23 protein-coding genes and 1 pseudogene are annotated in these 25,624 nt (G+C 56.0%); 16 read left to right on the top strand and 8 right to left on the bottom strand.

Features of this window, described 5'->3' with window-relative positions:
* Nucleotides 1-215: 215 nt before the first annotated feature.
* Nucleotides 216-698 carry a cold-shock protein gene (locus C1N59_RS11080; RefSeq protein ID WP_033741260.1) on the bottom strand — a complete coding sequence of 161 codons (483 nt, stop codon included), beginning with the start codon at nt 696-698 and terminating at the stop codon, nt 216-218.
* Nucleotides 699-965: 267 nt separating this feature from the next.
* Here C1N59_RS11080 and C1N59_RS11085 point away from each other — a divergent pair, with 267 nt between their 5' ends.
* From C1N59_RS11085 to C1N59_RS11105, 5 genes are all read left to right on the top strand, one after another.
* Nucleotides 966-1,631 (top strand): haloacid dehalogenase type II, encoded by a 666-nt coding sequence (locus tag C1N59_RS11085; RefSeq protein ID WP_039340502.1) that lies wholly within the window; start codon nt 966-968, stop codon nt 1,629-1,631.
* A 24-nt stretch (nt 1,632-1,655) separates the two neighbouring features.
* Nucleotides 1,656-2,705, top strand: coding sequence for a phosphotransferase (locus tag C1N59_RS11090; RefSeq protein WP_394549499.1), 1,050 nt, complete (start codon nt 1,656-1,658; stop codon nt 2,703-2,705).
* 14 nt (nt 2,706-2,719) lie between these two features.
* Nucleotides 2,720-4,081 carry an aspartate aminotransferase family protein gene (locus tag C1N59_RS11095; RefSeq protein ID WP_394549501.1) on the top strand — a complete coding sequence of 454 codons (1,362 nt, stop codon included), beginning with the start codon at nt 2,720-2,722 and terminating at the stop codon, nt 4,079-4,081.
* Nucleotides 4,082-4,096: 15 nt separating this feature from the next.
* A complete protein-coding gene (locus C1N59_RS11100; RefSeq protein ID WP_033741252.1) occupies nt 4,097-4,600 on the top strand; it encodes an Lrp/AsnC family transcriptional regulator in 504 nt (167 codons plus the stop codon).
* A gap of 484 nt (nt 4,601-5,084) precedes the next feature.
* A complete protein-coding gene (locus C1N59_RS11105; protein WP_394549502.1) occupies nt 5,085-6,737 on the top strand; it encodes a methyl-accepting chemotaxis protein in 1,653 nt (550 codons plus the stop codon).
* Between the two features lie 211 nt (nt 6,738-6,948).
* Here the strand turns inward: C1N59_RS11105 and yjfF are convergent, their stop codons facing one another.
* From yjfF to ytfQ, 4 genes are read right to left on the bottom strand one after another with little or no spacing between them, the layout of a single operon-like run.
* Entirely contained in the window at nt 6,949-7,932 is a 984-nt protein-coding gene (gene yjfF, locus C1N59_RS11110; protein WP_394549503.1) for a galactofuranose ABC transporter, permease protein YjfF, read from the bottom strand.
* Nucleotides 7,929-8,945: a galactofuranose ABC transporter, ATP-binding protein YtfT gene (ytfT, locus tag C1N59_RS11115; RefSeq protein ID WP_394549505.1), complete on the bottom strand. Its 1,017-nt coding sequence runs from the start codon at nt 8,943-8,945 to the stop codon at nt 7,929-7,931. The genes yjfF and ytfT overlap by 4 nt, the downstream gene beginning before the upstream one ends.
* Nucleotides 8,938-10,458, bottom strand: a complete 1,521-nt coding sequence (locus tag C1N59_RS11120) for a sugar ABC transporter ATP-binding protein (RefSeq protein WP_283786844.1) — start codon at nt 10,456-10,458, stop codon at nt 8,938-8,940. The genes ytfT and C1N59_RS11120 overlap by 8 nt, the downstream gene beginning before the upstream one ends.
* Before the next feature lie 54 nt (nt 10,459-10,512).
* The gene (gene ytfQ, locus C1N59_RS11125) at nt 10,513-11,469 is read right to left on the bottom strand and encodes a galactofuranose ABC transporter, galactofuranose-binding protein YtfQ (RefSeq protein WP_033741249.1); all 957 of its coding nucleotides are present in this window, start codon (nt 11,467-11,469) and stop codon (nt 10,513-10,515) included.
* Between the two features lie 665 nt (nt 11,470-12,134).
* Between ytfQ and ydgT the strand changes: the two genes are divergently transcribed.
* The 9 genes from ydgT (at nt 12,135) to nth (ending at nt 19,699) form a co-directional block, all read left to right on the top strand.
* The gene (gene ydgT / locus C1N59_RS11130; protein WP_033741248.1) at nt 12,135-12,350 is read left to right on the top strand and encodes a transcription modulator YdgT; all 216 of its coding nucleotides are present in this window, start codon (nt 12,135-12,137) and stop codon (nt 12,348-12,350) included.
* A gap of 107 nt (nt 12,351-12,457) precedes the next feature.
* Nucleotides 12,458-12,901: a DUF2569 domain-containing protein gene (locus C1N59_RS11135; RefSeq protein ID WP_033741245.1), complete on the top strand. Its 444-nt coding sequence runs from the start codon at nt 12,458-12,460 to the stop codon at nt 12,899-12,901.
* A gap of 123 nt (nt 12,902-13,024) precedes the next feature.
* Complete coding sequence (rsxA, locus tag C1N59_RS11140; protein WP_013025663.1) at nt 13,025-13,606, top strand: electron transport complex subunit RsxA; 582 nt, start codon at nt 13,025-13,027, stop codon at nt 13,604-13,606.
* Entirely contained in the window at nt 13,606-14,184 is a 579-nt protein-coding gene (rsxB, locus tag C1N59_RS11145; protein WP_033741239.1) for an electron transport complex subunit RsxB, read from the top strand. The genes rsxA and rsxB overlap by 1 nt, the downstream gene beginning before the upstream one ends.
* The gene (rsxC, locus tag C1N59_RS11150) at nt 14,177-16,678 is read left to right on the top strand and encodes an electron transport complex subunit RsxC (RefSeq protein ID WP_394549507.1); all 2,502 of its coding nucleotides are present in this window, start codon (nt 14,177-14,179) and stop codon (nt 16,676-16,678) included. The genes rsxB and rsxC overlap by 8 nt, the downstream gene beginning before the upstream one ends.
* A complete protein-coding gene (gene rsxD / locus C1N59_RS11155) occupies nt 16,679-17,737 on the top strand; it encodes an electron transport complex subunit RsxD (RefSeq protein ID WP_006119020.1) in 1,059 nt (352 codons plus the stop codon).
* A 3-nt stretch (nt 17,738-17,740) separates the two neighbouring features.
* A complete protein-coding gene (gene rsxG, locus C1N59_RS11160; protein WP_283788898.1) occupies nt 17,741-18,373 on the top strand; it encodes an electron transport complex subunit RsxG in 633 nt (210 codons plus the stop codon).
* Complete coding sequence (locus C1N59_RS11165; RefSeq protein WP_054633871.1) at nt 18,366-19,070, top strand: electron transport complex subunit E; 705 nt, start codon at nt 18,366-18,368, stop codon at nt 19,068-19,070. The genes rsxG and C1N59_RS11165 overlap by 8 nt, the downstream gene beginning before the upstream one ends.
* Entirely contained in the window at nt 19,067-19,699 is a 633-nt protein-coding gene (gene nth, locus C1N59_RS11170) for an endonuclease III (protein ID WP_006119017.1), read from the top strand. The genes C1N59_RS11165 and nth overlap by 4 nt, the downstream gene beginning before the upstream one ends.
* A gap of 43 nt (nt 19,700-19,742) precedes the next feature.
* Here the strand turns inward: nth and C1N59_RS11175 are convergent, their stop codons facing one another.
* Complete coding sequence (locus tag C1N59_RS11175; protein WP_039340525.1) at nt 19,743-20,447, bottom strand: CTP synthase C-terminal region-related (seleno)protein; 705 nt, start codon at nt 20,445-20,447, stop codon at nt 19,743-19,745.
* 597 nt (nt 20,448-21,044) lie between these two features.
* Here C1N59_RS11175 and dtpA point away from each other — a divergent pair.
* Both dtpA and gstA read left to right on the top strand, forming a co-directional pair.
* Nucleotides 21,045-22,522 (top strand): annotated as a pseudogene (gene dtpA / locus C1N59_RS11180) (dipeptide/tripeptide permease DtpA).
* A gap of 153 nt (nt 22,523-22,675) precedes the next feature.
* Nucleotides 22,676-23,281: a glutathione transferase GstA gene (gene gstA, locus C1N59_RS11185; RefSeq protein WP_172912631.1), complete on the top strand. Its 606-nt coding sequence runs from the start codon at nt 22,676-22,678 to the stop codon at nt 23,279-23,281.
* A 29-nt stretch (nt 23,282-23,310) separates the two neighbouring features.
* On the opposite strand, the gene pdxY is transcribed toward gstA, so the two are convergent.
* Both pdxY and tyrS read right to left on the bottom strand, forming a co-directional pair.
* Nucleotides 23,311-24,171: a pyridoxal kinase PdxY gene (gene pdxY, locus C1N59_RS11190; protein ID WP_006119013.1), complete on the bottom strand. Its 861-nt coding sequence runs from the start codon at nt 24,169-24,171 to the stop codon at nt 23,311-23,313.
* A gap of 56 nt (nt 24,172-24,227) precedes the next feature.
* The gene (gene tyrS / locus C1N59_RS11195; protein WP_110267562.1) at nt 24,228-25,502 is read right to left on the bottom strand and encodes a tyrosine--tRNA ligase; all 1,275 of its coding nucleotides are present in this window, start codon (nt 25,500-25,502) and stop codon (nt 24,228-24,230) included.
* Between the last annotated feature and the right edge of the window lie 122 nt (nt 25,503-25,624).

Below are 25,624 nucleotides of genomic sequence, written 5' to 3' on the forward strand. Positions count from 1 at the left end.
GCATCGGTGAAATTAGGGTGTAGAAGTGAGCCTGAGGCGTTACCGCCCCGCCTTTTTGCGTCGGCAGACAGGCGGAAAGCGCGAGGTCAGGTACGGATCTGCGGCGCGTGGCAGGTGCGTCATAACGGCGCTGCTGGCGGCGCATGACCTCGCTCCATGAACATCGCCTTGTCGGCCAGGCCGTCGTCCCAGCGGGCCAGCGGCGTTATCGGGCATCAGACTTTGAGCATTTTGACGGTAGCGTCAATATCAATCTCATCTTCCGTGAAGATTAAGGTTGCGCCCTGAAAGGTCGTGATCGCCAGTTTTTTCAGGGTGCGCATCGCTTTCGTCTTTTGCGCTGATTTGGGTCGGATATTATTCATCAGTATTCCCACCGACAGCACCGTGTTTTCTTTATCAATCCCTGCATCTGCCGGAACGTCTTCACTGAAAACAACGTAAGATTTAATCGCGGTAAGTTTGATGCGCTCACCCGCAATATAAATGTATTTACTCTCCGGCAGGACTTTCACCGCAAACGCTGACAGCCCTTTATTATTCGTCGTAGGTTCGAACGTGACCGAGGCATCTTTTTTAATCAGGTCAGGATTGGCAACTTTGATGACATGAAAATAACGGTTATCGCCGTTTTCATCTTTAATAAAACCAAAGCCTTTATCCTGAAACCAGGTAGTAATTGTACCGTTCATCGCCATTGTCGCCTGTTTAATCGTTTATCACCTTAATTTTTGCAGCGCGCAGTGTAAAACACAATGCCCGTACGCACTACGTTTTTGGGCATCATTACGTCCGGTCCCGCCGTTTCAGCCTGCCCCGTCAGTGAGGATCTTCCACACCACCCGGCCCGATGCCGTAAAGCGGCCGCAATTGAGCAAAAACCCCTTCTTTGTCGCGGTAATAAGAAATTATGTGTTTGTGTCGCGCGATATACTTCTTTCATCCACATGAAAGAGGTTAAGCAAATGATTTTCAGGCCAAAATTTATCAGCTTTGATTGCTATGGCACGCTAATCAATTTCGAAATGGGCCCAACGGCAAAGGGCATTTATGCCGATCGGGTCAGCGAAGCGCACATGGCGACTTTCCTGGCGCATTTTCGTTTCTACCGGCTTGATGAGGTGCTGGGTGCCTGGAAACCATTTTACCAGGTGATTGAAAATGCGCTTCAGCGCGCCTGTCATGCCCATGGCGTCGTCTATCAGGAAAGCGATGCGCAGACGCTTTATGCTGCCGTGGCCAGCTGGCAACCTCATCCGCATGTGGTTGAGACGCTGACGACGATAGCACAGCATATTCCGTTAGTGATTTTATCCAATTCCATGATCGACCTGATCCCGCACAGCGTTACCCGTCTCGGCGCGCCCTTTCATGCGGTGTACACCGCCGAAGAAGCCCAGGCCTACAAGCCGCGTGCCCGGATCTTTGAGTATATGTTCGACCAACTGGGCTGCGGCCCCGAACAGATGATGCACTGTTCATCCAGTTTTCGTTATGACCTGATGACAGCGTGCGATCTGGGCTTTATGGCCAGGGCGTTTATCGATCGCGGTCATGAGCCGGCCATTGACGGTTACGGTGTGAACCGCCTGACCGACTTCCGCCAGCTTCCCGGCCTGCTGGGCCTGTAATCTCTTCAACGGCAGGGAAACATCATGTCTGAAACTGAGACACATCAGGCTGTCGCCCTGAATACCGCCGCGCCTGCGCTGTCGTTATCTGCCGTACAGGCGTTAGTGGCAGAGCGGTACGGTATGACGGATACCGTTGTGCAGCCGCTGGCAAGCGAACGCGACCAGAACTGCTGCATTGAAACCCGGACCGGTACGCGTTTTGTCCTGAAAATCAGTAATCCCGCCGAAGCGAAGGCGATTGTCGATTTCCAGATCGCCGCGCTTGAGCATATCGCCGAGGTAGCACCGGATCTGCCCACACCGCGCGTCGTGCGCACATCAGCGGGTAAGAAATGTGACGCTGTCACGTTACCAGCAGGGAGCACCACGCTGGTTCGTATGCTGAGCTGGCTGGAGGGCACTCAGGTCAGGGATACCCAACCTACCCCCGCACAGCGTCGGGCCATGGCGTGCTGTCTGGGCCGGCTGGATTTGGCGTTGCAGGGTTTTTCACATCCGGCCGCCCGCCACGATCTGCTGTGGAATGTTTCCGCCGCGCATCGCCTGATGGACAAACTGGAGGCAGTCATCGATCCGGCACGGCGTCGCCTCGCAGAAAAATTTATGATGCGCTTCACCACCCAGGTATTGCCGCGTCTTGGCTCGCTGCGGGCGCAGGTGATCCATAACGATTATCACCTGTATAACGTGCTGGTTGCGCCAGATGAACAGGAGCGTCTCACTGGCATCATTGACTTTGGCGACATGATCTATGCACCGCTGGTAGGCGAAGTGGCCACTGCCGCGGCCTTTCAGATGACCGGCTGTGACGATCCCTTCGCAGGGGCTGCGCAGTTCGTCGGTGCCTACCACAAAACCCTGCCGCTCACCGATCTGGAACAGGCTCTTGTCACCGACCTGATGGCGACGCGTCATCTGATTACTGTTCTGATTACCGAATGGCGCGCGGCCCGCTATCCACATAACCGCGCTTACATCATGCGTCACAATCCTGCCGCCTGGGAGGCGCTGTCGATGCTGGCAGACCTGTCCCGCGACACGGCACGTGATCGCCTGCTGGCCGAACTCTGATACGGGAGACTTTCATGAAAAGCACCACCGACCTGAATATGGTTAATGCCTATATCCCCGGGCAGGCCGATGTTGACCCGGTGACCGTGGCGATGATTGACCGCCGCGATGCGTTGCTGGGCCCGGCCTATCGCCTGATGTATGAACATCCTCTGCACATCGTGCGCGGTGAGGGTGCCTGGCTGTTCGATCCCGAAGGGCGCCGCTATCTGGATGTGTATAACAACGTGACATCGCTGGGGCACTGCCATCCGGCGGTGACGGACGCCATCTGCAATCAGGTCAAAACGCTGGCCACCAACACGCGCTATTTGCATGACACGATTCTGACCCTGGCTGAGCGCCTGCTGGCGACGGTACCTGAAACCCACCTGGCTCACCTGATGCTGACCTGCACGGGCAGTGAAGCCAACGATCTGGCCTTTCGTATTGCCAAAATCCGGACCGGTGGCACCGGAATTATTGTGACCGAAACCGCCTATCATGGCATTACGGACGCCGTCTCACAGTTCTCACCCTCGCTGGGCAAAAGCGTCGATCTGGGGCCGCATGTTCGGCTGGTCCCTGCCCCGCGCGCCTATCACGCCGACGGTGTCGATCTGAGCGAACGTTTTACCCAGGATGTGGAAATGGCCATTGCCGATCTGCAACGTCACGGCATTCAGCCTGCTGCGTTGATCGTGGATTCACTCTTTACCAGCGACGGGATCCTGCCCGGCCCGACCGGCTTCCTGCACGGCGCGGTGAACGCCATCCGGCAGGCTGGCGGCCTGTTTATCGCCGATGAAGTCCAGCCCGGCTTTGGCCGCACGGGCGAAAACATGTGGGGTTTTCAACGTCACGGACTCAGACCGGATATCGTGACGCTGGGCAAACCCATGGGCAACGGTCAGCCTGTTGCCGGTTTACTGGCCACAGCCGACGTGCTGGCGGAGTTTGGGCAGCGCTCCCGCTACTTCAATACCTTTGCCGGTAATACTGTTTCCTGCGCGGCGGCCCTGGCGGTGCTGGATACCATTGAGCGAGAGGGACTGATTGCGCATGCGCGTGAAACCGGGAACAGGCTGCTGGAAGGCATTCGCGGCCTGAGCCACCGGCACGAAGCCATCGGCGATGTCCGGGGGGCGGGCCTGTTTGTCGGCGTGGAACTGGTTTCTGATCGGCAGAGCCGCGCAGCCGACCGCTGGCTGACCAGTCAGGTGGTGAACCGGATGCGGCAAAAAGGCGTATTGCTGAGTGCCTGCGCCATGGGCCATAACGTATTGAAGATCCGTCCTCCTCTGGTGTTGACGGCCGAACAGGCGGAAATAATAATCGACGTGCTCGACCAGGCGTTGACGGACGCCACCGCAGCACGCATGGGCCATTCAACCTGAGAGAATACGCCATCTATGTCACATGCCAGGCTCCCTGACCGCACCGATATCCGGATACTTGAGCATCTGCAACGCGAGGGGCGCTGTTCGATTGTCGAACTGGCTGAGGCAATAAACCTCAGCCCCAGTCCCTGTCTGGCGCGAACCCGCCGTCTGGAGCAGAGCGGCATTATCGCCGGTTATGCCGCCCGGATTTCACTGAATAAACTGGGCTGCAATCTGGTGGTGTTCTCCGAGATCACCCTGGCGAGTCATTACCCTGCTGATTTCCTGCGGTTTGAAACCGGTGCCCGTCAGTATCGGGAGATTGTCGAGTGCTACAACATCAGCGGCGGCTACGATTATCTGTTGAAAATCATCGCCCCCAACCTTTACCGGTTTCAGGATTTAATGGCGCGGCTGCTGGACGACGAAATCGGCATTGCCAAATTCGCCAGCCGCGTGGTGCTCAGGCACCCCTGGCCGTGGCGAGAAGAACCGTTGAGCGAAATTGCCAACGGAAACTGCAGCTGGGAATAGGCAAGTAACGGGCCTGTGCACGGGCGTTACCTGAGACATCAACCGTTGAACCGCCTTTCCGTCTGTTTCGTTGCGGTGTGGGTCCGCGCCCTGTCCGGCCGTTTTGCGCCCGCTACCGCTGCTGTCTGGCGGCCATATCGACACAGACACGTTTTTTCCTCACCCGACGGGTTACGTCCTTTCTGAACCTGGCAGTTTACGCCTGTCACGGCTTTTAGCGGTCTCGTTCTGACGATGCGCCGCACGAGGCCATAAGACCGCCACTCAGCCGTGCTTTATTTAACAAATTATTTACTTGAGTAAATGTTACTCAAAGTGAATATTTCACCTAAAGCCTTTGCCGAATAATGCCGATACCACGACTGGCGATAGTTAACCTTACAAAATTTTATACCGATCACCTTCCGACCTTTACGTAAAACATTTTCGCATCAGCTCGCCCATCGGGCTCGTTCATGCCGGGGCCTGACACTATGGAATGCATATGAACAACATCAGAATTGGAATACGGCTTGGGGCCGCCTTCGGCTTTATGGCGCTGCTGGTTATTTTTATGGTCCTGATCGGCGTGATAAAAATTAACTCACTCGGCAACGCCAATGATGAGATCTCGGGCGCGCTCTACAGCAAATCCTCCTCGTCTGCTGCGTTGCGCTATTACACCTCTGATATGAGCCGTCTGGCACGAAATGCCATTCTTCTTAAAGACGTGACGAAAAGAGAGAAAGCCATAAGTGATTACCGTGGGGAACGTCATGAAGTGGATACGCTGATCGCGCAGATGGGCAAACAGGTCAGCACGTCTCAGGGCAAAGCGATTTTTGACCAACTGAACGCCCGCTCAGCCCTGTTCCTGCCTTTTATCGATGAGGTTGTCGCGCTGGCTCAGCAGGGAAAAAGTGATGAGGCGACGCAGTTGCTTTTTGGCCCCCGTTACCAGACGCAGGGTGACTTCATGGCGTCGCTGAAAGAGATGCAGACGTTTCAGGAAGCGCGCATGAAATACGCGGCCGACAAATCGGGGGAAGATCGCGCCGATGCGCTGATGATACTCATTATTGCCGGGATTGTTGCGCTGCTGTTGGCCGCCATATCCGCCGCGATTATCACCCGCAGTATTACACGTCCACTGAAAGAAGCGGTTGAGGCCGCCTATCGCGTGTCCCACGGCGATCTGAGTGGTGTCGTCGTAACCACGGGTAAAGATGAAACGGGCAAACTGTTGTCCGCCATCCGCGAAATGCAGGATTCGCTAATCAATACGGTCAGCCTGGTCAGGAAAAACGCGGAGAGTGTTGCCTCGGCCAGCACACAGATTGCTCAGGGTAATGCAGAGCTTTCACAACGTACCGAAGAACAGGCCAGCTCGCTGGAACAGACCGCCGCAACGATGACGCAGTTGGGTATGACGGTCAAAAATAACGTCGACAATGCCCGTCAGGCGGGGCAACTGGCGGTCAGTGTGCGTGAAGTGGCCAATAAAGGCAGTGACGCGACAGAGGCGATCACCGGCACCATGAAATCCATCAGCGACAGCTCCGGCCGTATCGCTGAAATCACCGCCGTTATCGACGGGATCGCTTTCCAGACCAATATCCTTGCGCTTAACGCCGCGGTGGAAGCCGCCCGTGCAGGCGAGCACGGCAAAGGCTTTGCGGTCGTCGCCAGTGAAGTGCGATCGCTGGCACAGCGCAGCGCCACCGCAGCCGGTGAAATTCGCCAGCTGATCGCGGCAAACGCCCAAAGCGTAGGCCAGGGAAATGAACTGGTCGTTCACGCGTCTGAAACCATGTCAGGCATTCTGTCTGCTGTGGGCAAACTGACAGATACGGTAGAAGAGATTACCACTGCCAGTGCCGAACAGGCGCGTGGCATTGAGCAAGTGGGCACCGCCGTGACAGAAATGGACAGCACCACACAGCAGAATGCGTCACTGGTGGAAGAATCCGCGTCTGCCGCATCCAGTCTGAAAGAACAGGCCGACATGCTGTTACAGGCCGTTTCCGTGTTCAGCCTGGGTTCTCCGGCGACCACGGTGGCGACGGACGGTGTCGCGCCCACGGTCATGTCTCCACGCCAGACGAAGGCGGTTACCACGAAGGCGGACAATGCCGACGACGGCTGGACGAGCTTTTAATAACCTTACCGCGTCGGGTACCGGCGCGGCGGTTTCAAAGACAGAGCCCGGCGGCCGTGCGGGCTTATTCCCCCTGCGCCCGAGCCCTCATCGTTGATGCCCGCGCCTGAGATGACGATAAGGTTGCCGCTGGTTCGTCGCGTCCCTCTTCCCTGCCCGACACCGACAAAAGCGGCGCCGCAGCGCCGCTTTCTCATGCACCTGCCTGACGTCAACTCAGCCGCTTCACCGGTGCATTCTGCTGCCTGTCCCAAATTACGGTGAGTAACCGTTGCAGGGCGATAAAGGCAAACAGCAGGATGCCAATGGCGATTTTGGTCCACCAGGAACTGAGCGTGCCGTCGAAGTTAATCCAGGTCTGAATCAGCCCCTGAATCAGGACGCCAAATAACGTGCCGAGAAGGGTCCCTACACCACCGGACAGCAGGGTTCCCCCGATGACGACAGAGGCGATGGCATCCAGCTCAACGCCCAGCCCGGCCAGCGCATAACCCGCAGAGGTGTAGATGGAAAACACAATACCCGCCAGCGAGGCTAACGTGGTCGACAACATATAGATTTTGATGGTCGTGGCGCGGGTTGAAACGCCCATCAGCTGCGCGGAAGTCATATTGCCCCCGATGGCGTACACCTGATTACCGAACCGGGTGCGGTGCGCCAGAATCATCCCGCCTACAACCACCAGCAACATGATCAACGCCAACAAACTGAGCCGCCCGCCGCCCGGCACTTTCCAGGCCAGGCCGGAAAGCGTGGCGTACAGCGGATGATCAATCGGAATGGAGTTTTCGGAGACCAGATAGCTGCATCCACGCAGGAAAAACATGCCCGCCAGCGTAATAATAAACGCAGGGATTTTGAGTGCGTCGATTAGCCAGCCCATCATCGCACCAAACAGCGCCCCCATGCAGAGGACCAGGGCAAAGGCCACCAGCGGATTAAGGTGATAATCGCCGATGACTTTGGCCAGGAAGACGCCAGAAAACGCGATGACGGCCCCCACAGACAGATCGATGCCGCCCGACAGAATCACAAAGGTCATGCCCACCGCGATAATGCCCAGAAACGCGTTATCCGTCAGAATATTACAGATGACCCGCGTCGAGGCAAAACCGGGAAACTGGCTCAGGCAAAACAGATAGCCGAGTACAAACACCAGCAGCGTAATCATTAAAGGCAGATGACGTTTAATCATGATGCACGTCTCCGTTTAAACATCGCAATAAAGCGCGGGGATTGCAGCAGCAGTACACACATCACCACCACCGCCTTCACCACCTGATTAAGTTCCGGCGGAAAGCCCGACAGTAAAATACCGGTATTCATCGCCTGAATAATCAGTGCCCCCATCAGCGACAGCAGAATGTTAAATCGCCCGCCCATCAGCGAGGCACCGCCAATCACCACCGCCAGAATGGCGTCCAGCTCCAGCCACAGCCCCGCGTTGTTCGCATCGGCCCCGCGAATATCGGCCGCCACAATCAGCCCCGCCACCGCTGCGCAGATTCCGCTGATGGCATAGGTGGACATCACAACCAGCCAGCCATTCACGCCCGCATTACGCGCAGCGCGCAGGTTGATCCCGACGGCTTCGATAAACAACCCAAGGGCCGTTTTACGCACCAGCAGCCATACCAGCAGCGCGACCGCAATCGTGATCCAGACCGGCACCGGCAACAGCCAGAGCGCGCCGTTGCCGAACCAGCCCAGGCTGTCGTTGTTAAACGTCACGATCTGTCCCTGCGTAATTAACTGGGCGATGCCGCGCCCGGCCACCATCAAAATCAGCGTCGCCACAAATGGCTGTATGCGTAACAACGCAACCAGAATGCCGTTCCACAGCCCGCAGGCCAGCCCGCTGGCCACCGTGACCAGAATAATAAACGGCACGCTGTGGCCCGCCACGGTCAGCGTGGCCGCCGTCGCGCCGGCAATCGCCATAACGGCACCGACCGATAAATCGATCCCACCTGTGGCAATCACTAAGGTCATGCCGACGGCCAGTAAGGCTACCGGCGCAGCCCGGTTGAGGATATCAATCGGGCTGCCAAACAGCCGGCCATCCTGTAAATGGATGGCGAAGAAATGCGTTGCAACCAGGCTGTCGACCAACAGCACCAACAACAGCGCGATAAGTTGCGGCATGCCTGGCGGCAGCCTGAACATGCGACGTGCCACCCGGGTCGGGGTAACCGGTGATTCAAGCATGCTGCGTACCTCCATCAGCAATGGCGTTAACGATTGCCGCCACAGAAAGCGCTTCCAGTGGGATTTCTGCTACCTGTTTCAGATCGCGCATAATGATGACGCGATCGGCATAGCCCACCAGTTCTTCCAGCTCCGAGGAAATGACCAGTAGCGCCAGCCCATCGGCACATAACGATTCAATTAAGCGGATAATTTCGGCATGTGCGCCCACGTCAATGCCGCGCGTGGGTTCATCCAGAATCAGGAACTGCGGTTTTGTCACCAGCCAGCGAGACAACAGCACCTTTTGCTGGTTTCCGCCCGACAACAGCTCGACGGGCTGCTCCGCATGCGGTGTGCGAATGCCCAGGCTTTTAATAAAACGCTCGGCAATCGCCTGCTGCTCGCGTTTCTTGATCGGGCGCAGCCAGCCGCGCTGCGCCTGTAACGCCAAAATGATGTTCTCGCGGACAGAAGCCGCCCCGATAATTCCGTCGGTTTTTCGGTCTTCCGGACAAAAGCCCATCCCGAGACGGGAAGCCTGCGCGGGCGTTCGGATCGATTCAACCCTGCCTTTGATTTTTGCCGTGCCGCGATCGGCGCGGCGAATGCCAAACAGCACCTCTGCGGTTTCGGTCCGCCCCGAACCCAGCAAGCCTGCCAGCCCGACCACTTCACCGGGCCGGACCTGAAGCGTGAAGGGTTCGATCGTGCCCTTCTTACCATAATCTTCGAATGACACGACCGGCTGGTTGCTCTTCAGCGTACTGCCCTGACGCTGCAGCGCGGTCGCCATCAGTTCCCGGCCAATCATCAGTTTGACCAGATCAATTTGCGGCAGCGTAGCGGTGTCGTGCGTGGCAATAAACTTGCCGTTGCGCAGAACGGTAATGCGATCGGTAATGCGGTAAACCTGGTCCAGAAAATGGGTGACGAAGATCAGGCTCATCCCGCGATGTTTTAACTCTGTCATCAGGGTGAACAGCATTTCCACTTCGCTGGCATCCAGACTGGCGGTGGGTTCATCGAGGATTAATACCTGGGCGGAGAGATCCACCGCCCGGCAGATCGCAATAATCTGCTGCATCGCGACGGAGTAATGACCAAGCGGCCGCGTGACGTCCAGCACAAAACCGTATTTGCGCATCAGGGCATCCGCCTCGCGCACCATGCGCTTACGATCAATCATGCCGAACCGACGCGGCTCGCGCCCAATGTACAGATTATCGGCCACCGACATATTCGGCAGCATATTCACTTCCTGGTAGACCGTGCCGATACCGATTTTCTGTGCTTCAGCAGTACTGCGCGGCGAAATGGCCTGACCGTTTAACGTAATCGTGCCGCTGTCGCGGGTGTACACGCCGGTCAGCACTTTGATCAGGGTTGATTTGCCTGCGCCGTTCTCACCTAACAGCGCCATGATTTCGCCTTTGCGCAGGCTGAAAGAGACATCGTCCAGCGCTTTCACGCCGGGAAAACCTTTACTGACGCCGTTGATGGCTAAAAGAGGTGATTCATTGTGTGTCGTCATGCTGTCAACTCCGCCCTACATCAAAGAAGACCGCCCCGAAGGGCGGCCTGCGGCTTAGTAACCCATGTTCTTTTTCTTGTCTAACTCGGCCTGCGCGTCAGCAGGTAAAAAGAGTTTTGATTCGGTTCGGATAATTTTGGGTGGCAGGGTGCCGTCTTTTTTGAATTTTTCCAGCGCGTCAAAGGCCGGGCCGGCCATATCTGGCGTCAGCTCGACGTTAGCGTTGGCTTCCCCGGCCAGCATCGCTTTGTAGATATCCGGCACACCATCGATCGATCCGGTCAGAATATCTTTGCCCGGTTTCAGACCGGCTTCTTTGATCGCCTGAATGGCCCCGATGGCCATATCGTCGTTATGGGCATAAACCATGCAGATATTTTTGCCGTTGTTCTCGGCCTTGATGAAACTTTCCATGACTTCTTTCCCTTTACTGCGGGTAAAGTCGCCAGACTGAGAGCGAATCACTTTAATATTCGGGTGGCCACTGATCGCTTCAGCAAAGCCTTTTTTACGATCGATGGCGACGCTCGCGCCAACCGTGCCTTGCAGCTCTACGACATTACATTTTTTATCGCCGACGGTTTTTACCAGCCAGTCACCAATCAGCTTGCCTTCCAGAACGTTATCGGCGGTGACAACGGCCTGATACAGCGAGTTATCTTTTACGACGATGGCGCGGTCCAGCAGGTATACCGGGATTTTGGCATCTTTGGCTTCTTCTAATACCGGCTCCCAGCCCGTCTGCACAACAGGCGCAATAAAGATGGCGTCCACGCCCTGCGCGATAAAGGAGCGCACGGCTTTAATCTGATTCTCTTGTTTCTGTTGACCATCGGCGATCTTTAAATTAATGCCGCGTTTTTTGGCTTCGCTTTTTGCGACATTGGTTTCAGCCGAACGCCAGCCGGATTCTGAGCCTACCTGTGAGAATCCCACTGTCATTTCCGCCGCTAACACTGAGCCACTTAATGCGGCGCTGACCATTGTCGTCAGGAGTAAACGTTTCCACATAGTTTTTCTTCCTCTGAAGGGCGTTTGCTGTACAGGGTAAAGTGCCTGTGTAGCCTGACGTAAAAAAGGGCAGATTAGGGCGACACGCCTCACAAAACTGAGCGATTTAAAGGGGTTACGTTGATTAACGGAATGCTCTCAGCGCGGGCTTATGGACAAAACGCCTGTGTCTTTTTTCAACTTACGTTAAATAAATGTAATAAACAGAATCGCTTAAGTGTGACACTGCTGAAAACGATTACAGCCAGGCGTACAGAATGAGCCATCCCGTTTTCAGCCCCGGGAAAAGTCTGTTTTGTGATTTCCAGCACACACAGAAATCCCCTGTCTCCGGCATGAAACGATTCCGCTGACCGCACTGGCCTGAGGTTTATCCTGGTTATGTTGTTATCCGGCCCTGAATCGCAGTTATACACAATCGATTCGTACATAAAAGCAGATAAAAAGTGACTTGTGACTCAGAAATGATTCTTTTAGGTTGGGTCTGGATGCACCGCTTTACAGCGACAGGATTATGGCGACTATTCAAAACCTGATAAAATTCACCTTTAGCGAGCTATGCCCCACGTTTGTCTGATTTTTGCTTTTTTTCATCCGCGGAACTGGACAGCGTTAAGCGGCTCCCTATACTTGGCCTTCTTTCTTATTGATTCGTTATGACAAAAATGACTGCGCACGATTACCTGTTAAAATTTCGCAAAGTGAATAACCTTGAAAGTCTTGAAAAACTGTATGACCATCTGAATTATTCGCTGTCGGACGACAAAGACATTATCAATATGTACCGGGCAGCCGACCATCGTCGTGCCGAACTCGCATCGGGTGGCCGCTTGTTCGACCTGGGCTGCGTACCAAAGTCAGTCTGGCGCTACGTGGTGTAATCCCGCGCATCTCCCCTGTTCCCGCCCTCCTGTTTTCACTGTTGGTTTGCGTCTGTCTTAACATGCTATTCTGACCCGCTGACGACGTTGAAACAGGATGAACCGCAATGACGACCCCGATGACAGCCCCACGTATTGGCGGCTGGCTTTTACTGCCACTGGCATGGTTGCTGATGACGCTGCTGACCACCGCGCTGGTGATGGCCATGTATCTGACGCCACTGTTTGATGCGCAATGGCGCGAAACCTTGTTTAACCACCGTTCGCTGGTGACGGGCTATTGGGCCATTTCATTATTGACCGCCACCGCATTGTGGGCTTACAGCATGTGGGTTGTGTGGATGTTCTTTAAACGTTCGCACCGTCTGCCGCGCCACTATATCGTGTGGTTGCTGATCACCGTTTTGCTGGCGCTGAAAACCTTTGCCTTTACGCCGGTGTCTGATGCACGCGCGTTGCAGACTTTGCTACTCTCACTGGCCGCCGCCGCCGTTTTTGTTCCCTATTTCAAACGTTCCGCGCGGGTAAAAGCGACATTTACTCAGCGATAACGCTGCTGTTTTCGTCAAGAGTTTAATTCTGAGTGCGGTTGGCGGCTGGCAATAATGCGATGGAGTTGTGATGCAGCGCTTTATCAATGATAATAAGCCGCTTTCTGGTATTCAGGCGAAAAAATGACCGATTATCTTCTCCTTTTTGTTGGCACAGTGCTGGTGAACAACTTCGTGTTGGTGAAGTTTCTCGGCCTTTGCCCGTTTATGGGCGTTTCCAAAAAGCTGGAAACGGCCATTGGCATGGGCCTCGCCACCACGTTTGTGATTACGCTGGCCTCCATTTGCGCGTGGCTGGTGAATCACCTCATTCTGGTTCCGCTGGACTTAGTGTATCTGCGGACCATGGCTTATATCCTGGTGATCGCGGTTGTCGTTCAGTTCACCGAAATGGTGGTGCGCAAAACCAGCCCATCGCTGTATCGCCTGCTGGGTATTTTCCTGCCGTTGATCACGACAAACTGTGCGGTACTGGGCGTCCCCCTGTTGAGCGTTAACCTGAATCACACCTTTCTTCAGGCGGCGCTGTATGGATTCAGCGCCTCGCTGGGCTTCTCGCTGGTGATGGTGTTATTTGCCGGGATGCGTGAGCGTCTGGTGCTGGCGAATGTCCCGGCCCCCTTCAAAGGGAATTCTATTGCGTTGATCACCGCGGGGCTGATGGCACTGGCCTTTATGGGCTTTACAGGTCTGGTGAAATTCTGATGAGTGCAATTTGGATAGCGGTGGCGGTACTGAGCGCCCTGAGCCTGGTCTTTGGTGCCCTGCTGGGTTACGCGTCACGCCGCTTTGAAGTCGAAGAAGATCCCATTGTTGAGCAGATTGACGCCGTGCTGCCGCAGAGCCAGTGCGGTCAGTGTGGTTACCCCGGCTGTCGTCCCTATGCTGACGCCGTGGGCAACAATGGCGAAGCCATTAACAAATGCGCGCCCGGTGGTGAGCAGACCATGCTTAAGCTGGCCGCCCTGCTCAATGTTGAGCCACAACCGATCGATGGCGATGACGAGGCTAAAGCGCCCGTGCGTACCGTCGCGTGGATTGACGAAGAAAACTGTATTGGCTGCACAAAGTGCATTCAGGCCTGCCCGGTTGATGCCATCGTCGGTGCCACGCGCGCCATGCATACCGTGCTGAGCGATGTCTGCACCGGCTGCGATCTGTGTGTTGCCCCCTGTCCTACCGACTGCATTGAAATGCGTCCGGTTGCCACCACCACGGCCAACTGGAAGTGGGATCTGAATACCATTCCTGTTCGGGTGATCCCGGTAGAGAGTCATGCTTAATCTGCTTAATTTCTTTAAAAAAGAGAAGATCTGGGATTTTCAGGGCGGGATTCATCCGCCTGAGATGAAAACCCAGTCCAACGGCACGCCGCTCGCTGAATTGCCGCTGCCGCACCGGTTTATCATTCCCCTGAAGCAACATATTGGCCACGAAGGCGAAATTTGCGTTTCCCCTGGCGATAAGGTGCTGCGCGGCCAGCCGCTTACGTTTGGACAGGGCAGAATGCTGCCCGTACATGCGCCCACGTCGGGCGTCATTGACGCTATCGCTCAGCACATGACAGCGCACCCGTCTGGCCTGTCAGAGCTGTGTATTTTTCTGACGCCTGACGGTGACGATCGCTGGATGCCGCTCTCCCCGCTTCCGGACTACCGTCAGCATGAACGCAGCGCCATTCTTAAACGCATACATGATGCCGGCATCGCCGGTCTGGGCGGCGCGGGCTTCCCGACGGCCACCAAGCTGAAAGGCGGCCTGCAGGGCGTCAACACGCTGATCATTAACGCGGCTGAGTGCGAACCTTACATCACCGCTGACGATCGTCTGATGCAGGACTGCGCCGCCGAGGTGCTGGAAGGATGCCGCATTCTGGCCTGGGTGCTTCAGGCGGAGCGCGTGCTGATTGGTATCGAAGATAACAAACCCGAGGCTATCGCCGCCCTGAAGCAGGCGTTGGGTGGTGAGCGGGATTTACAGATCCGCGTTATCCCGACGAAATATCCGTCCGGCGGCGCTAAGCAGCTGACCAAAATACTCACCGGCATGGAAGTGCCGCATGGTGGTCGCTCTACGGATATTGGCGTGCTGATGCAAAACGTCGGTACGGCATGGGCCGTGAAGCGCGCCATTATCAATGGCGAACCGATCACCGAGCGCGTGGTGACACTCACCGGTGAAGCCATCGCGCAACCCCGGAACGTGTGGAGCCGCTTAGGGACGCCAATCAGCCACCTGTTGCACCAGGTCGGTTTTCACCCTTCACCAGGACAAATGGTCATTATGGGCGGCCCGCTGATGGGCTTTACCCTGCCGTCGCTGGATGTGCCGGTCGTGAAGATCACCAACTGTATTCTGGCCCCGTCCGGCACTGAGATGGGCAACACGCAACAGGAACAGTCCTGCATTCGTTGCTCTGCCTGTGCTGACGCCTGTCCGGCCAACCTGCTGCCACAGCAGCTGTACTGGTATAGCCAGGGGGGCGATCACGATAAAGCCCGTGCCCATCACATTGATGACTGCATTGAATGTGGTGCGTGCGCCTACGTCTGCCCGAGTAACATTCCGCTGGTGCAGTACTATCGTCAGGAAAAAGCTGAGCTGCGCGCCATCGACCTGGAAGCCAAACGCACGCTGGAAGCGAAAGCGCGTTTTGAGGCACGCCAGGCACGACTGGAGCGGGAAAAGCAGGCGCGTGAAGCACGTCATGCTGAAGCCAAACAGCGCGTAGCCCGCAGCGAAAGCGGAGAGCTGGCTGCGGCAAAAGCCCGCGCCAGAGCGAAACAATCTGCTGAGAATGTAGATGCCGCTGCCGAAGCACGTCATGCGCAGGCCCGGTTACGGCAGGCTGAGGCACAGGCGGAAACCCAGGCGCTGAGTCGTCAGACGACCGATCCACGCAAGGCTGCGGTTGAAGCGGCAATTGCGCGTGCCAGAGCGAAGAAACCGGTGACGCCTGACAGTGCGGACACGACTGAAACGGCGGTGGCGGATCCACGCAAAGCCGCGGTGACCGCCGCCATCGAACGTGCCAAAGCGAAGAAAGCCGCCCAGGCGGCTGACGCTGAGACGGCCGACACCGCATCCGACGATCCACGCAAAGCCGCGGTGGCCGCCGCCGTCGAACGTGCCAAAGCGAAGAAAGCCGCCCAGGCGGCTGACGCTGAGACGACCGACACCGCATCCGACGATCCGCGCAAAGCCGCGGTAGCCGCCGCCATTGAACGTGCCAAAGCGAAGAAAGCCGCCCAGGCGGCGGCTGACGCTGAGGCTACCGACACCGCATCTGAAGACCCGCGTAAGGCCGCGGTGGCCGCTGCCGTCGAACGAGCCAAAGCGAAGAAAGCCGCTCAGGCGGCGGCTGACGCTGAGGCTGCCGACACCGCATCTGAAGATCCACGTAAAGCTGCGGTGGCCGCTGCCATTGAACGTGCCAAAGCGAAGAAAGCCGCCCAGGCAGCTGACGGTGAGACGGCCGACACCGCCCCCGAAGACCCGCGTAAGGCCGCGGTGGCCGCCGCCATTGAACGTGCCAAAGCGAAAAAGCGCGCTGCCGCGCAGGCGCAGGCAGAAGACGCGTCCCGTGAGGCGGCCGAAGCGCACAGGGACGTTGAGCAGGCAGAGAGGGCGCAGGAGCAGGCTAATCATGCCAATGCCGAAGCCGAAGAGGCACCTGAACTCGATCACCCCGCCGATGCGCGTAAAGCCGCGATTGCGGCGGCTGTCGCCCGTGCCAAAGCGCGTAAAGCGCAATCGACATTGACACCTGAGGATTAAATGGCGTTCCGTATCGCAAGTTCACCTTATACTCATAACCGCCGCAGTACCGGCAACATCATGATGCTGGTTATCCTGGCGGCGCTGCCTGGTTTTGCCGCGCAGTGCTACTTTTTTGGCGTGGGAACCTTATTGCAGGTTGTGTTGGCCTCGCTGACAGCGTTGCTGACAGAAGCGGCTATCCTGCGCCTGCGTAACACACCGGTCGCCCCTCAGTTGGCCGATAACTCCGCCCTGCTGACGGCAATTCTGCTGGGGATCAGCATCCCGTCTCTGGCCCCCTGGTGGTTAGTGGTGGTCGGTACGGTATTTGCGATTGTTATTGCCAAACAGTTGTACGGTGGCCTGGGACAAAACCCCTTCAACCCGGCCATGGTCGGCTATGTCGTTCTTCTGATCTCATTTCCGGTTCAGATGACCAGCTGGATGCCGCCAGAAGCCTTACAGGTGATTAAACCCGGCGTGCTGGACTCGCTGAGCATGATCTTTACGGGTCATACGCTGGCGGGCGATACGTTACAGCAACTGCAGTTGGGCGTGGACGGTGTCAGCCAGGCCACACCGCTGGATACCTTTAAAACCGGCTTGCGCGCAGGCCACAGTGCAGAGCAACTGTTAGCCCAGCCCATTTACAGCGGCGTTCTGGCCGGTCTGGGCTGGCAATGGGTTAACGTGGGTTACCTGCTTGGCGGGGTATTCCTGCTGTGGAAAAACACCATTCGCTGGCATATTCCGGCCGCGATGTTGCTGTCGCTGACCGTCTGCGCCACGCTCGGTTGGTTACTGGCTCCCGCCTCGCTGAACAGTCCGCTGATTCATCTGTTTTCCGGGGCGACGATGCTGGGTGCATTTTTTATCGCCACCGATCCGGTTACTGCCTCCACCACTGACCGTGGTCGTCTGATTTATGGTGCCCTGATTGGTCTGCTGGTGTGGCTCATTCGGAGTTTTGGCGGTTACCCGGACGGCGTTGCTTTTGCCGTTCTGCTGGCTAATATATGCGTACCGCTGATTGACTATTACACGCAGCCGCGCGTTTACGGTCATCAAAAGGATTAAATGATGCTGGACACCATACGCAAGAATGGCGTGACCCTGGCTCTCTTTGCCGCGATCACCACCGGCGTCACTGCTGTTGTAAATACCGTGACCAAACCCACCGTTGAGCACCAGACGCAGTTACAGCAAAAAAATCTGCTGGATCAGGTGGTGCCGACCGATATGTACGATAACCACATTCAGCAGGAATGTTACGTTGTCACTGATGCGGCACTGGGTAATGCCAGCCCTCATCATCTTTATCTGGCGCGAAAAGGCAACGAACCTGTGGCCGCCGCCCTGGAAACCACTGCCCCGGATGGCTATTCTGGCGCGATTCAGATGCTGGTCGGCGCGGATTTTCACGGTAAGGTACTCGGCGTGCGGGTGATTGAGCACCATGAAACGCCGGGCCTGGGGGACAAAATCGAGTTACGGATTTCTGACTGGATCAACAGTTTTAATGGCAAAGTGGTAACCGGGCCGGATGACAAAGCGTTTGCCGTCAAAAAAGATGGCGGCGAATTCGACCAGTTTACCGGTGCCACCATTACCCCGCGCGCCGTCGTAAATGCCACCAAACGTACGGCATTGTTAATTGAATCCCTGAAAGGGAAACTCTCTTCGTTACCCGAATGTGGAGACGCCAATGAGTGAAGCGAAAAACCTGCTGGTCGGCGGGCTGTGGAAAAATAACTCGGCGCTGGTGCAGCTGCTGGGCCTGTGCCCTTTGCTGGCGGTGACCGCCACGGCCACCAATGCTCTGGGGCTGGGGCTTGCCACGACGCTGGTGCTGACCCTGACAAACAGTTTTATTTCGGCCTCGCGTCGTTGGGTGCCTTCTGAGATCCGTATTCCTATCTACGTGATGATCATCGCCTCTGTCGTAAGCTGCGTGCAGATGCTGATTAACGCTTACGCCTACGGTCTGTATCAGTCACTCGGTATTTTTATTCCGCTGATCGTGACCAACTGCATCGTAGTGGGCCGGGCTGAAGCCGTGGCCTCGAAAAGCAGTATTCCCCTTGCCGCACTGGATGGCTTTGCTATCGGTATGGGCGCCACCTGCGCAATGGTGGTACTGGGTTCGATCCGTGAAATCATCGGCAGCGGCACATTGTTTAACGGTGCGGATCAGTTGCTGGGTCCCTGGGCTAAAGTGTTGCGGATTGACGTGATTCATTTTAACTCGCCAATGCTGCTGGCAATGCTCCCGCCGGGTGCCTTTATCGGTCTGGGCATGATGCTGGCGGGGAAATATGTGATCGATCAGAAAATGAAGCAGCGCGCAGCGCGTCGCGCAGAAGACGCGGCGCTTGATGCGCCGCAGGGCAACACGGGAAAAGCCGTGTGAACCAGACGAAACGCATTGAGATTCTCAGTCGTCTGCAGCAGGCCAACCCTCACCCCACGACCGAGCTGCAGTTCACCTCGCCGTTTGAACTGCTGATTGCGGTTCTGCTGTCGGCTCAGGCGACGGACGTGAGCGTTAACAAGGCTACTGCAAAGCTGTACCCGGTGGCGAATACACCTGCTGCGATGCTGGCGCTGGGCGTGGACGGCGTGAAGGAGTACATCAAAACGATCGGCCTGTTCAACAGTAAGGCCGAGAACGTGATTAAGACCTGCCGTATTTTACTGGACCAGCACGGCGGTCAGGTGCCTGAAGATCGCGCCGCGCTCGAAGCCTTACCTGGCGTCGGCCGTAAAACGGCTAACGTGGTGCTGAATACGGCTTTTGGCTGGCCGACGATTGCGGTGGATACGCACATTTTCCGCGTCTGCAACCGGACGAATTTTGCGCCGGGTAAGAACGTCGAGCAGGTCGAAGAGAAACTGTTAAAAGTCGTGCCGAAGGCGTTTAAAGTCGACTGCCATCACTGGCTGATTCTGCACGGTCGTTACACCTGCGTGGCGCGCAAACCGCGCTGCGGGTCCTGCCTGATTGAAGACCTGTGTGAATATCCCGATAAGGTCGAATAAGCCCGGATAACAGCCTGTGACTGGTCACAGGCTGTTTTACTGTTCAGCGCTGACGCTGCGCCAGCGCCGCCTGCATCCAGGCCATCACCAGCGGCGAATCCTTATCCTGTAATGCCGCCCGTTCGGACTGGAATAAGGTGGCGACATAGAAAGGATGATCGGTCAGTTCAATGCCGCGTACATCGCCGTTCAGATCCCAGGACGTGATCCGCATGTTTTTACCCTGCAGCGCCGCACTGAAAGCCGGGTTCACGCCAAAATTGCAATGATAACCTTCATCGCTGGTCAGCGCACCGTAGGCGCTGGCCATACGCGAGCCGGGTGCAAACGTGACCTCCCCTCGCTGTTCGACCAGTGAGCAGCTTAGCGGCGCAATCACCATCCGACCGGTCTCGCTGGTTTCGGCATGACTGGCATCTTCCCAGCCCAATACGTGGCGGGCATAGTCGATAACCGCATACTGAAACCCGCCACAGGAGCCGAGAAAGGGCTTACCGTTTTCCCGTACCCAACGCAGCATGCTAAACACGCCGTCATCGTTTTTATAGGGGCTGCCGGGCACCAGCCAGACGGCATCATGCTGCGTAACGGCGGACAGATCATCTAAATCCGGGGTGGGAATCCAGTCAGGCTCAATCGGGATGGCAAGGTGCGCCGCGGCGCGCGCCAGCGCCAGGGGAATGGATTGATGCGAAACAGCGTCCGGGCGGTAGTCACCCACTAAGGCGAGACGTAAAGATAACGACATAGCAACATCCTTTTTGGGAAATAAAGAGGCTACGTGAGTGCGCGTGCGCTGTCGAGCAGGTGAGCGCATTTTTGCTGGTTTTTTACGCCTGTTAATTAAGGGCCGGACGCATTATTTCCTGATGAAACCATTTTTCTTCTGCTGAAATAACGGCGAATAATGTGAGTTTAATCAACTTTATTGCGCACCCGGCGTCGTTTTGCACCATAGTATGCAGATTATTTCAGCGAAACGACGTCAAAAGCCGCATTTCCGGCGCTTTATTCTGATGAAAGATCACTTTCCAAAGCAAAGCTCTACGCAACCACCGTTTAGTGGTTAATGTCATTATTGACGATCTGAAAAGCCCCACGCAGGTATTTTGAACCAATAAAAAACCTGAAAACATGACAAAATTTCAATCAGTAATATTTATTTAGGTTTTAACACCATATTGACCCTGTCTGGCAGAAGGTAGAAAACGCTTGCCCTGCCGCCTTTATTCAGCCAAATTAGTCGCCGTTTTTCCCATCTAATAAAAATCTGGCCCATGGTGTGATCACATGGCGCGGACGGAATGCCTGTCACGACGCAGGATATGAAATAACAGAGGTACAAGTGTCAACTGCAAACAAACACACCGACGAGGCCGTCAGCCTTAATGCTTTTAAACAGCCCAAAGCGTTTTACCTGATCTTTTCAATCGAATTATGGGAACGTTTTGGCTACTACGGCCTGCAGGCCATTATGGCCGTTTATCTGGTTCGACAGCTCGGCATGTCGGAGTCCGACTCCATTACCCTGTTCTCGTCCTTTAGCGCACTGGTTTATGGTCTGGTCGCTATCGGCGGCTGGCTGGGCGATAAAGTGTTGGGCACCAAACGCGTTATCGTGCTGGGTGTACTGGTGCTGGCCATCGGCTACGCGCTTGTCGCCTTCTCCGGTCATAACGTCAGCGTCGTCTATATCGGTATGGCGACTATTGCGGTGGGCAGCGGCTTGTTTAAAGCGAACCCCTCTTCCCTGCTTTCCACCTGCTACGAGAAAGACGATCCGCGCATTGATGGCGCCTTTACCATGTTCTACATGTCCATCAACATCGGCTCACTGTTTTCAATGATGCTGACGCCGTGGTTAGCCGAAAAATATGGCTATAACGTGGCGTTTTCGCTGTCGGTGATCGGCCTGGTCATCACGCTGCTTAACTTCCTGTTCTGTAAGCGCCTGGTGAAAGACTTTGGTTCCAAACCGGACTTTGCCCCACTCCAGTTCGGCAAACTGCTGATGACGCTGGCAGGTATTGTGGTGTTGATCGCCCTGGCTAACTGGATGCTGCACCATCAGGCCATTGCCCGTATTCTGCTGGGCCTGATTGCGCTGGGCATTATGGTGATCTTTGCCAAAGAAGCCTTCGCACTGAAGGGCGCGGCACGTCGCCGTATGATTGTCGCTTTCCTGCTGATGGTCGAAGCCATCGTCTTCTTCGTGCTTTACATGCAGATGCCTACGTCGCTGAACTTCTTTGCGATTCGTAACGTTGAGCACACCCTTTTTGGCATTACCTTTGCGCCAGAGCAGTTCCAGGCGCTGAACCCGTTCTGGATTATGCTGGCCAGCCCCATTCTGGCAGCCGTGTATAACAAGCTGGGCGACAAGCTGCCGATGCCGCACAAGTTCGCTATCGGCATGGTGCTGTGTTCTGCCGCGTTCCTGGTATTGCCTGTCGGCGCGAAATTTGCCAGCGATGCCGGTATCGTGTCCCTGAACTGGCTCATTCTCAGCTATGGCCTGCAAAGTATCGGCGAACTGATGATTTCGGGACTGGGCCTGGCGATGGTGGCACAGCTGGTTCCACAGCGCCTGATGGGCTTTATCATGGGCTCATGGTTCCTGACCACCGCGGGTGCTGCCGTCATTGCCGGTAAAGTGGCCAACCTGATGGCGGTGCCTGAAAACGTTACCGATCCGCTGATTTCGCTGGTCACGTACGGCAAAGTGTTCCAGCGATTGCCACCGCCGTCATCGCTGTGCTGATGCTGGTGACGGCCCCGCTGCTGAACCGTATGACGCAGACGACGGAAGCGGAAAAAGCCTGAGTGCGATTTTGACACGCAGCAAAAACCGGGCCTTGCCCGGTTTTTTTGTTTTTGTCGCCGATCGGTTCCTGGTAGATTACTCATGCTAATAACTGGTAATTCTGCCACAGGGGATTACTATGCAAACACGACTCGCAACATGGTGGCTTCATGATGAAACTGTTTTGTAAAGCTGGTGCCTGTTCTCTTTCACCCCATATTGTTCTGCGTGAATGTGGGCTGGATTTCACTCAGGTCAATGTCGACCTGCAAACCAAGCTCACCGAGCGCGGGGATGATTTTCGTCAAATCAACCCCAAGGGTCAGGTACCGGCGCTGCAATTGAGTGAGGGTAATGTCCTGACTGAAGGCGCGGCGATTGTGCAGTACCTGGCCGATCTCAAGCCCGATCGTCATCTTCTGGCCCCCGTCGGCAGCCTGACGCGTTATCACACTATTGAGTGGCTCGGCTACATCAGCAGTGAGTTACATAAGAGTTTTTCACCGCTGTTCCGCAACGATGCGCCCGACGAGTACAAAGCGCTGGTGCGCCGTCAGCTGGAGGCAAAATTTGCCTGGGTAAACGGTGAACTGCAGGACAAGCCCTGGCTGATGGGCGTGCATTTCAGCGTCGCGGATGCTTATCTGTATGTGGTGACGCGCTGGGCGAAAGCGCTGAACCTGGATGTCAGCGCGTTGAGCCACCTGCAACAGTGGTTTGCGCGCGTTGAAGAACGGCCATCGGTTCAGGCCGCGCTAAAAGCGGAAGGCCTTATCTGACACGATCAGGGCCGTTACCGGCCCTTTTTTTACAGCTTCTCTGCCGGAAAATAGTGCGTTGGCCGGGCAATAGCGTCCTGCGCGGCAACCAACTGCAGCTCATATTCCCCCATCTCATGCGTTTTCAGCATCACTTCATAGACGGCGGCCGTGACGTGCTCCAGCGCCGCCTGCAGCGACTGTCCGTGCAGCAGATCGACCAGCAATAAGCCGCTGGTTAAATCGCCCACGCCTACAGGCTGGCGAACGCCAAAGTCCACCAGCGGACGGCTGATGTGCCAGGCTTCGTCGGCGGTGACCAGCAGCATTTCAAAGCGATCGCTGCGGCGTCCTGCCCGTGCCAGATGCTTAATCAGCACCACTTTTGGCCCCTGCGTGATCAGCAGGCGGGCAGCCTCAACGGCGGATTCGACACTGGTTACCGTGCGTTCGCTGAGCATTTCCAGCTCCAGCAGATTTGGCGCGATGATATCGCTGGCCGGTAGCGCCATTTTGCAGTGAAACTCCGCCACGCCCGGTGCCACAATGCAGCCCTTTTCCGGATGCCCCATGACCGGATCGCAAAAATACCAGGCCTCGGGGTTGGCGGCTTTTACCTGATGCACGATGTCCAGAATCTTTTCGCCCTGTTCGGCCGATCCCAGATAGCCGCTTAACACCGCATCACAGGTTTTCAGGCGGTCGATATCGGCGATGCCTTTGACAATGTCGGTGAGATGCGACGCCGGCATGACGGTGCCGGTCCAGTGCCCATACTGCGTATGATTGGAAAACTGCACGGTATTCAGCGGCCAGACGTTCACGCCCATACGGCGCATCGGGAACTCTGCCGCCGCATTGCCTGCATGACCAAACACCACGTGCGACTGAATTGCTAAAACGTTTTTCACTTTTTTACCCTGTCGTGCCTTGCCATAAAAAAGGGCCGGAAACCGGCCCTGAAAAGCTACTGCCAGTTGATCAGGCAGTAATGTTTTTTACCGCGGCGTAATAACGTGAAGCGGTTAAACAGCTTGTCGCTGTCGCGGAAGCGGTATTCTGCATCAGACTGCTTCTCACCGTTCAGCGATACGGCATTTGAGCCAATCATGGTGCGCGCCTGGCCGCGTGAGGGTACCAGCTCCGCTTTAACCAGTGCCTGCTGCAGATCGTCCTCAGCAGACAGCGTGATGGTGGGCATGCCGTCCTGCGCCAGCTGTTCGAAATCGGCCTCGGTCATGTCACTGAGCGCACCGGAGAACAGACTTTCCGTGATGCGTTTCGCGGCTGCCAGCCCCTCTTCGCCATGAACCAGGCGCGTAACCTGCTCGGCCAGGACATACTGTGCACGCGGCGCGGTTCCGCTGTTTTTATCTTCTTCTTCCAGGGCAGTAATCTCTTCAATGCTCAGGAACGTGAAGAATTTCAGGAAACGGTAAACATCCGCATCGGCGGTGTTGATCCAGAACTGGTAGAACTTGTACGGGCTGGTTTTCTTAGCATCCAGCCAGACCGCGCCGCCTTCGGTCTTACCGAACTTGGTGCCGTCCGATTTGGTGATCAGAGGAACGGTCAGACCAAACACCTGGTTCTGATGCAGACGACGTGTCAGATCGATACCGGAAGTGATGTTGCCCCACTGGTCCGAGCCGCCGATCTGCAGCGTTACGCCGTGCAGTTCGTTCAGGCAGGCAAAATCATAGCCCTGCAACAGGTTGTAGGAGAATTCGGTAAACGAGATCCCCTGGTCGTCACGGTTCAGACGCTGTTTGACCGCTTCCTTGTTGATCATCTGGTTAACCGAGAAGTGTTTACCAATGTCACGCAGGAAGGTCAGCACGTTCATATTGCCAAACCAGTCATAGTTGTTGGCCGCAATCGCACTGTTCGCCCCACAGTCAAAATCCAGGAATGGCGCAACCTGTTTACGGATTTTTTCGACCCATTCACCGACGGTTTCGCTGGTGTTGAGCTTACGCTCTGCCGCTTTAAAACTGGGATCGCCAATCAGACCGGTTGCGCCGCCCACCAGCGCCACCGGCCTGTGTCCGGCGTCCTGAAAACGTTTCAGGCAGAGCAGCGGTACCAGATGGCCCAAGTGCAAGCTGTCAGCAGTGGGGTCAAAGCCGCAATAGAGCGAAATTGGCCCTTGCGCCAGTTTCTCGACTAACGCGTCTTCATCCGTCACCTGGGCGATCAGGCCCCGTTCTTGCAATTGTTGTATCAGGTTACTGCTGGTCATCACTGACTCCAAATTGATCAGACTGCACCTAGGCTGGTACACAGCTTTCCGCTGAGTTGCGGAAGAAAAAAATGAGGGCTATAGCATAAAGCGCTGACGGCTTCTGTGCCAGCGCTTATAAG

The sequence above is a fragment of the Pantoea sp. SGAir0183 genome (assembly GCF_043545505.1).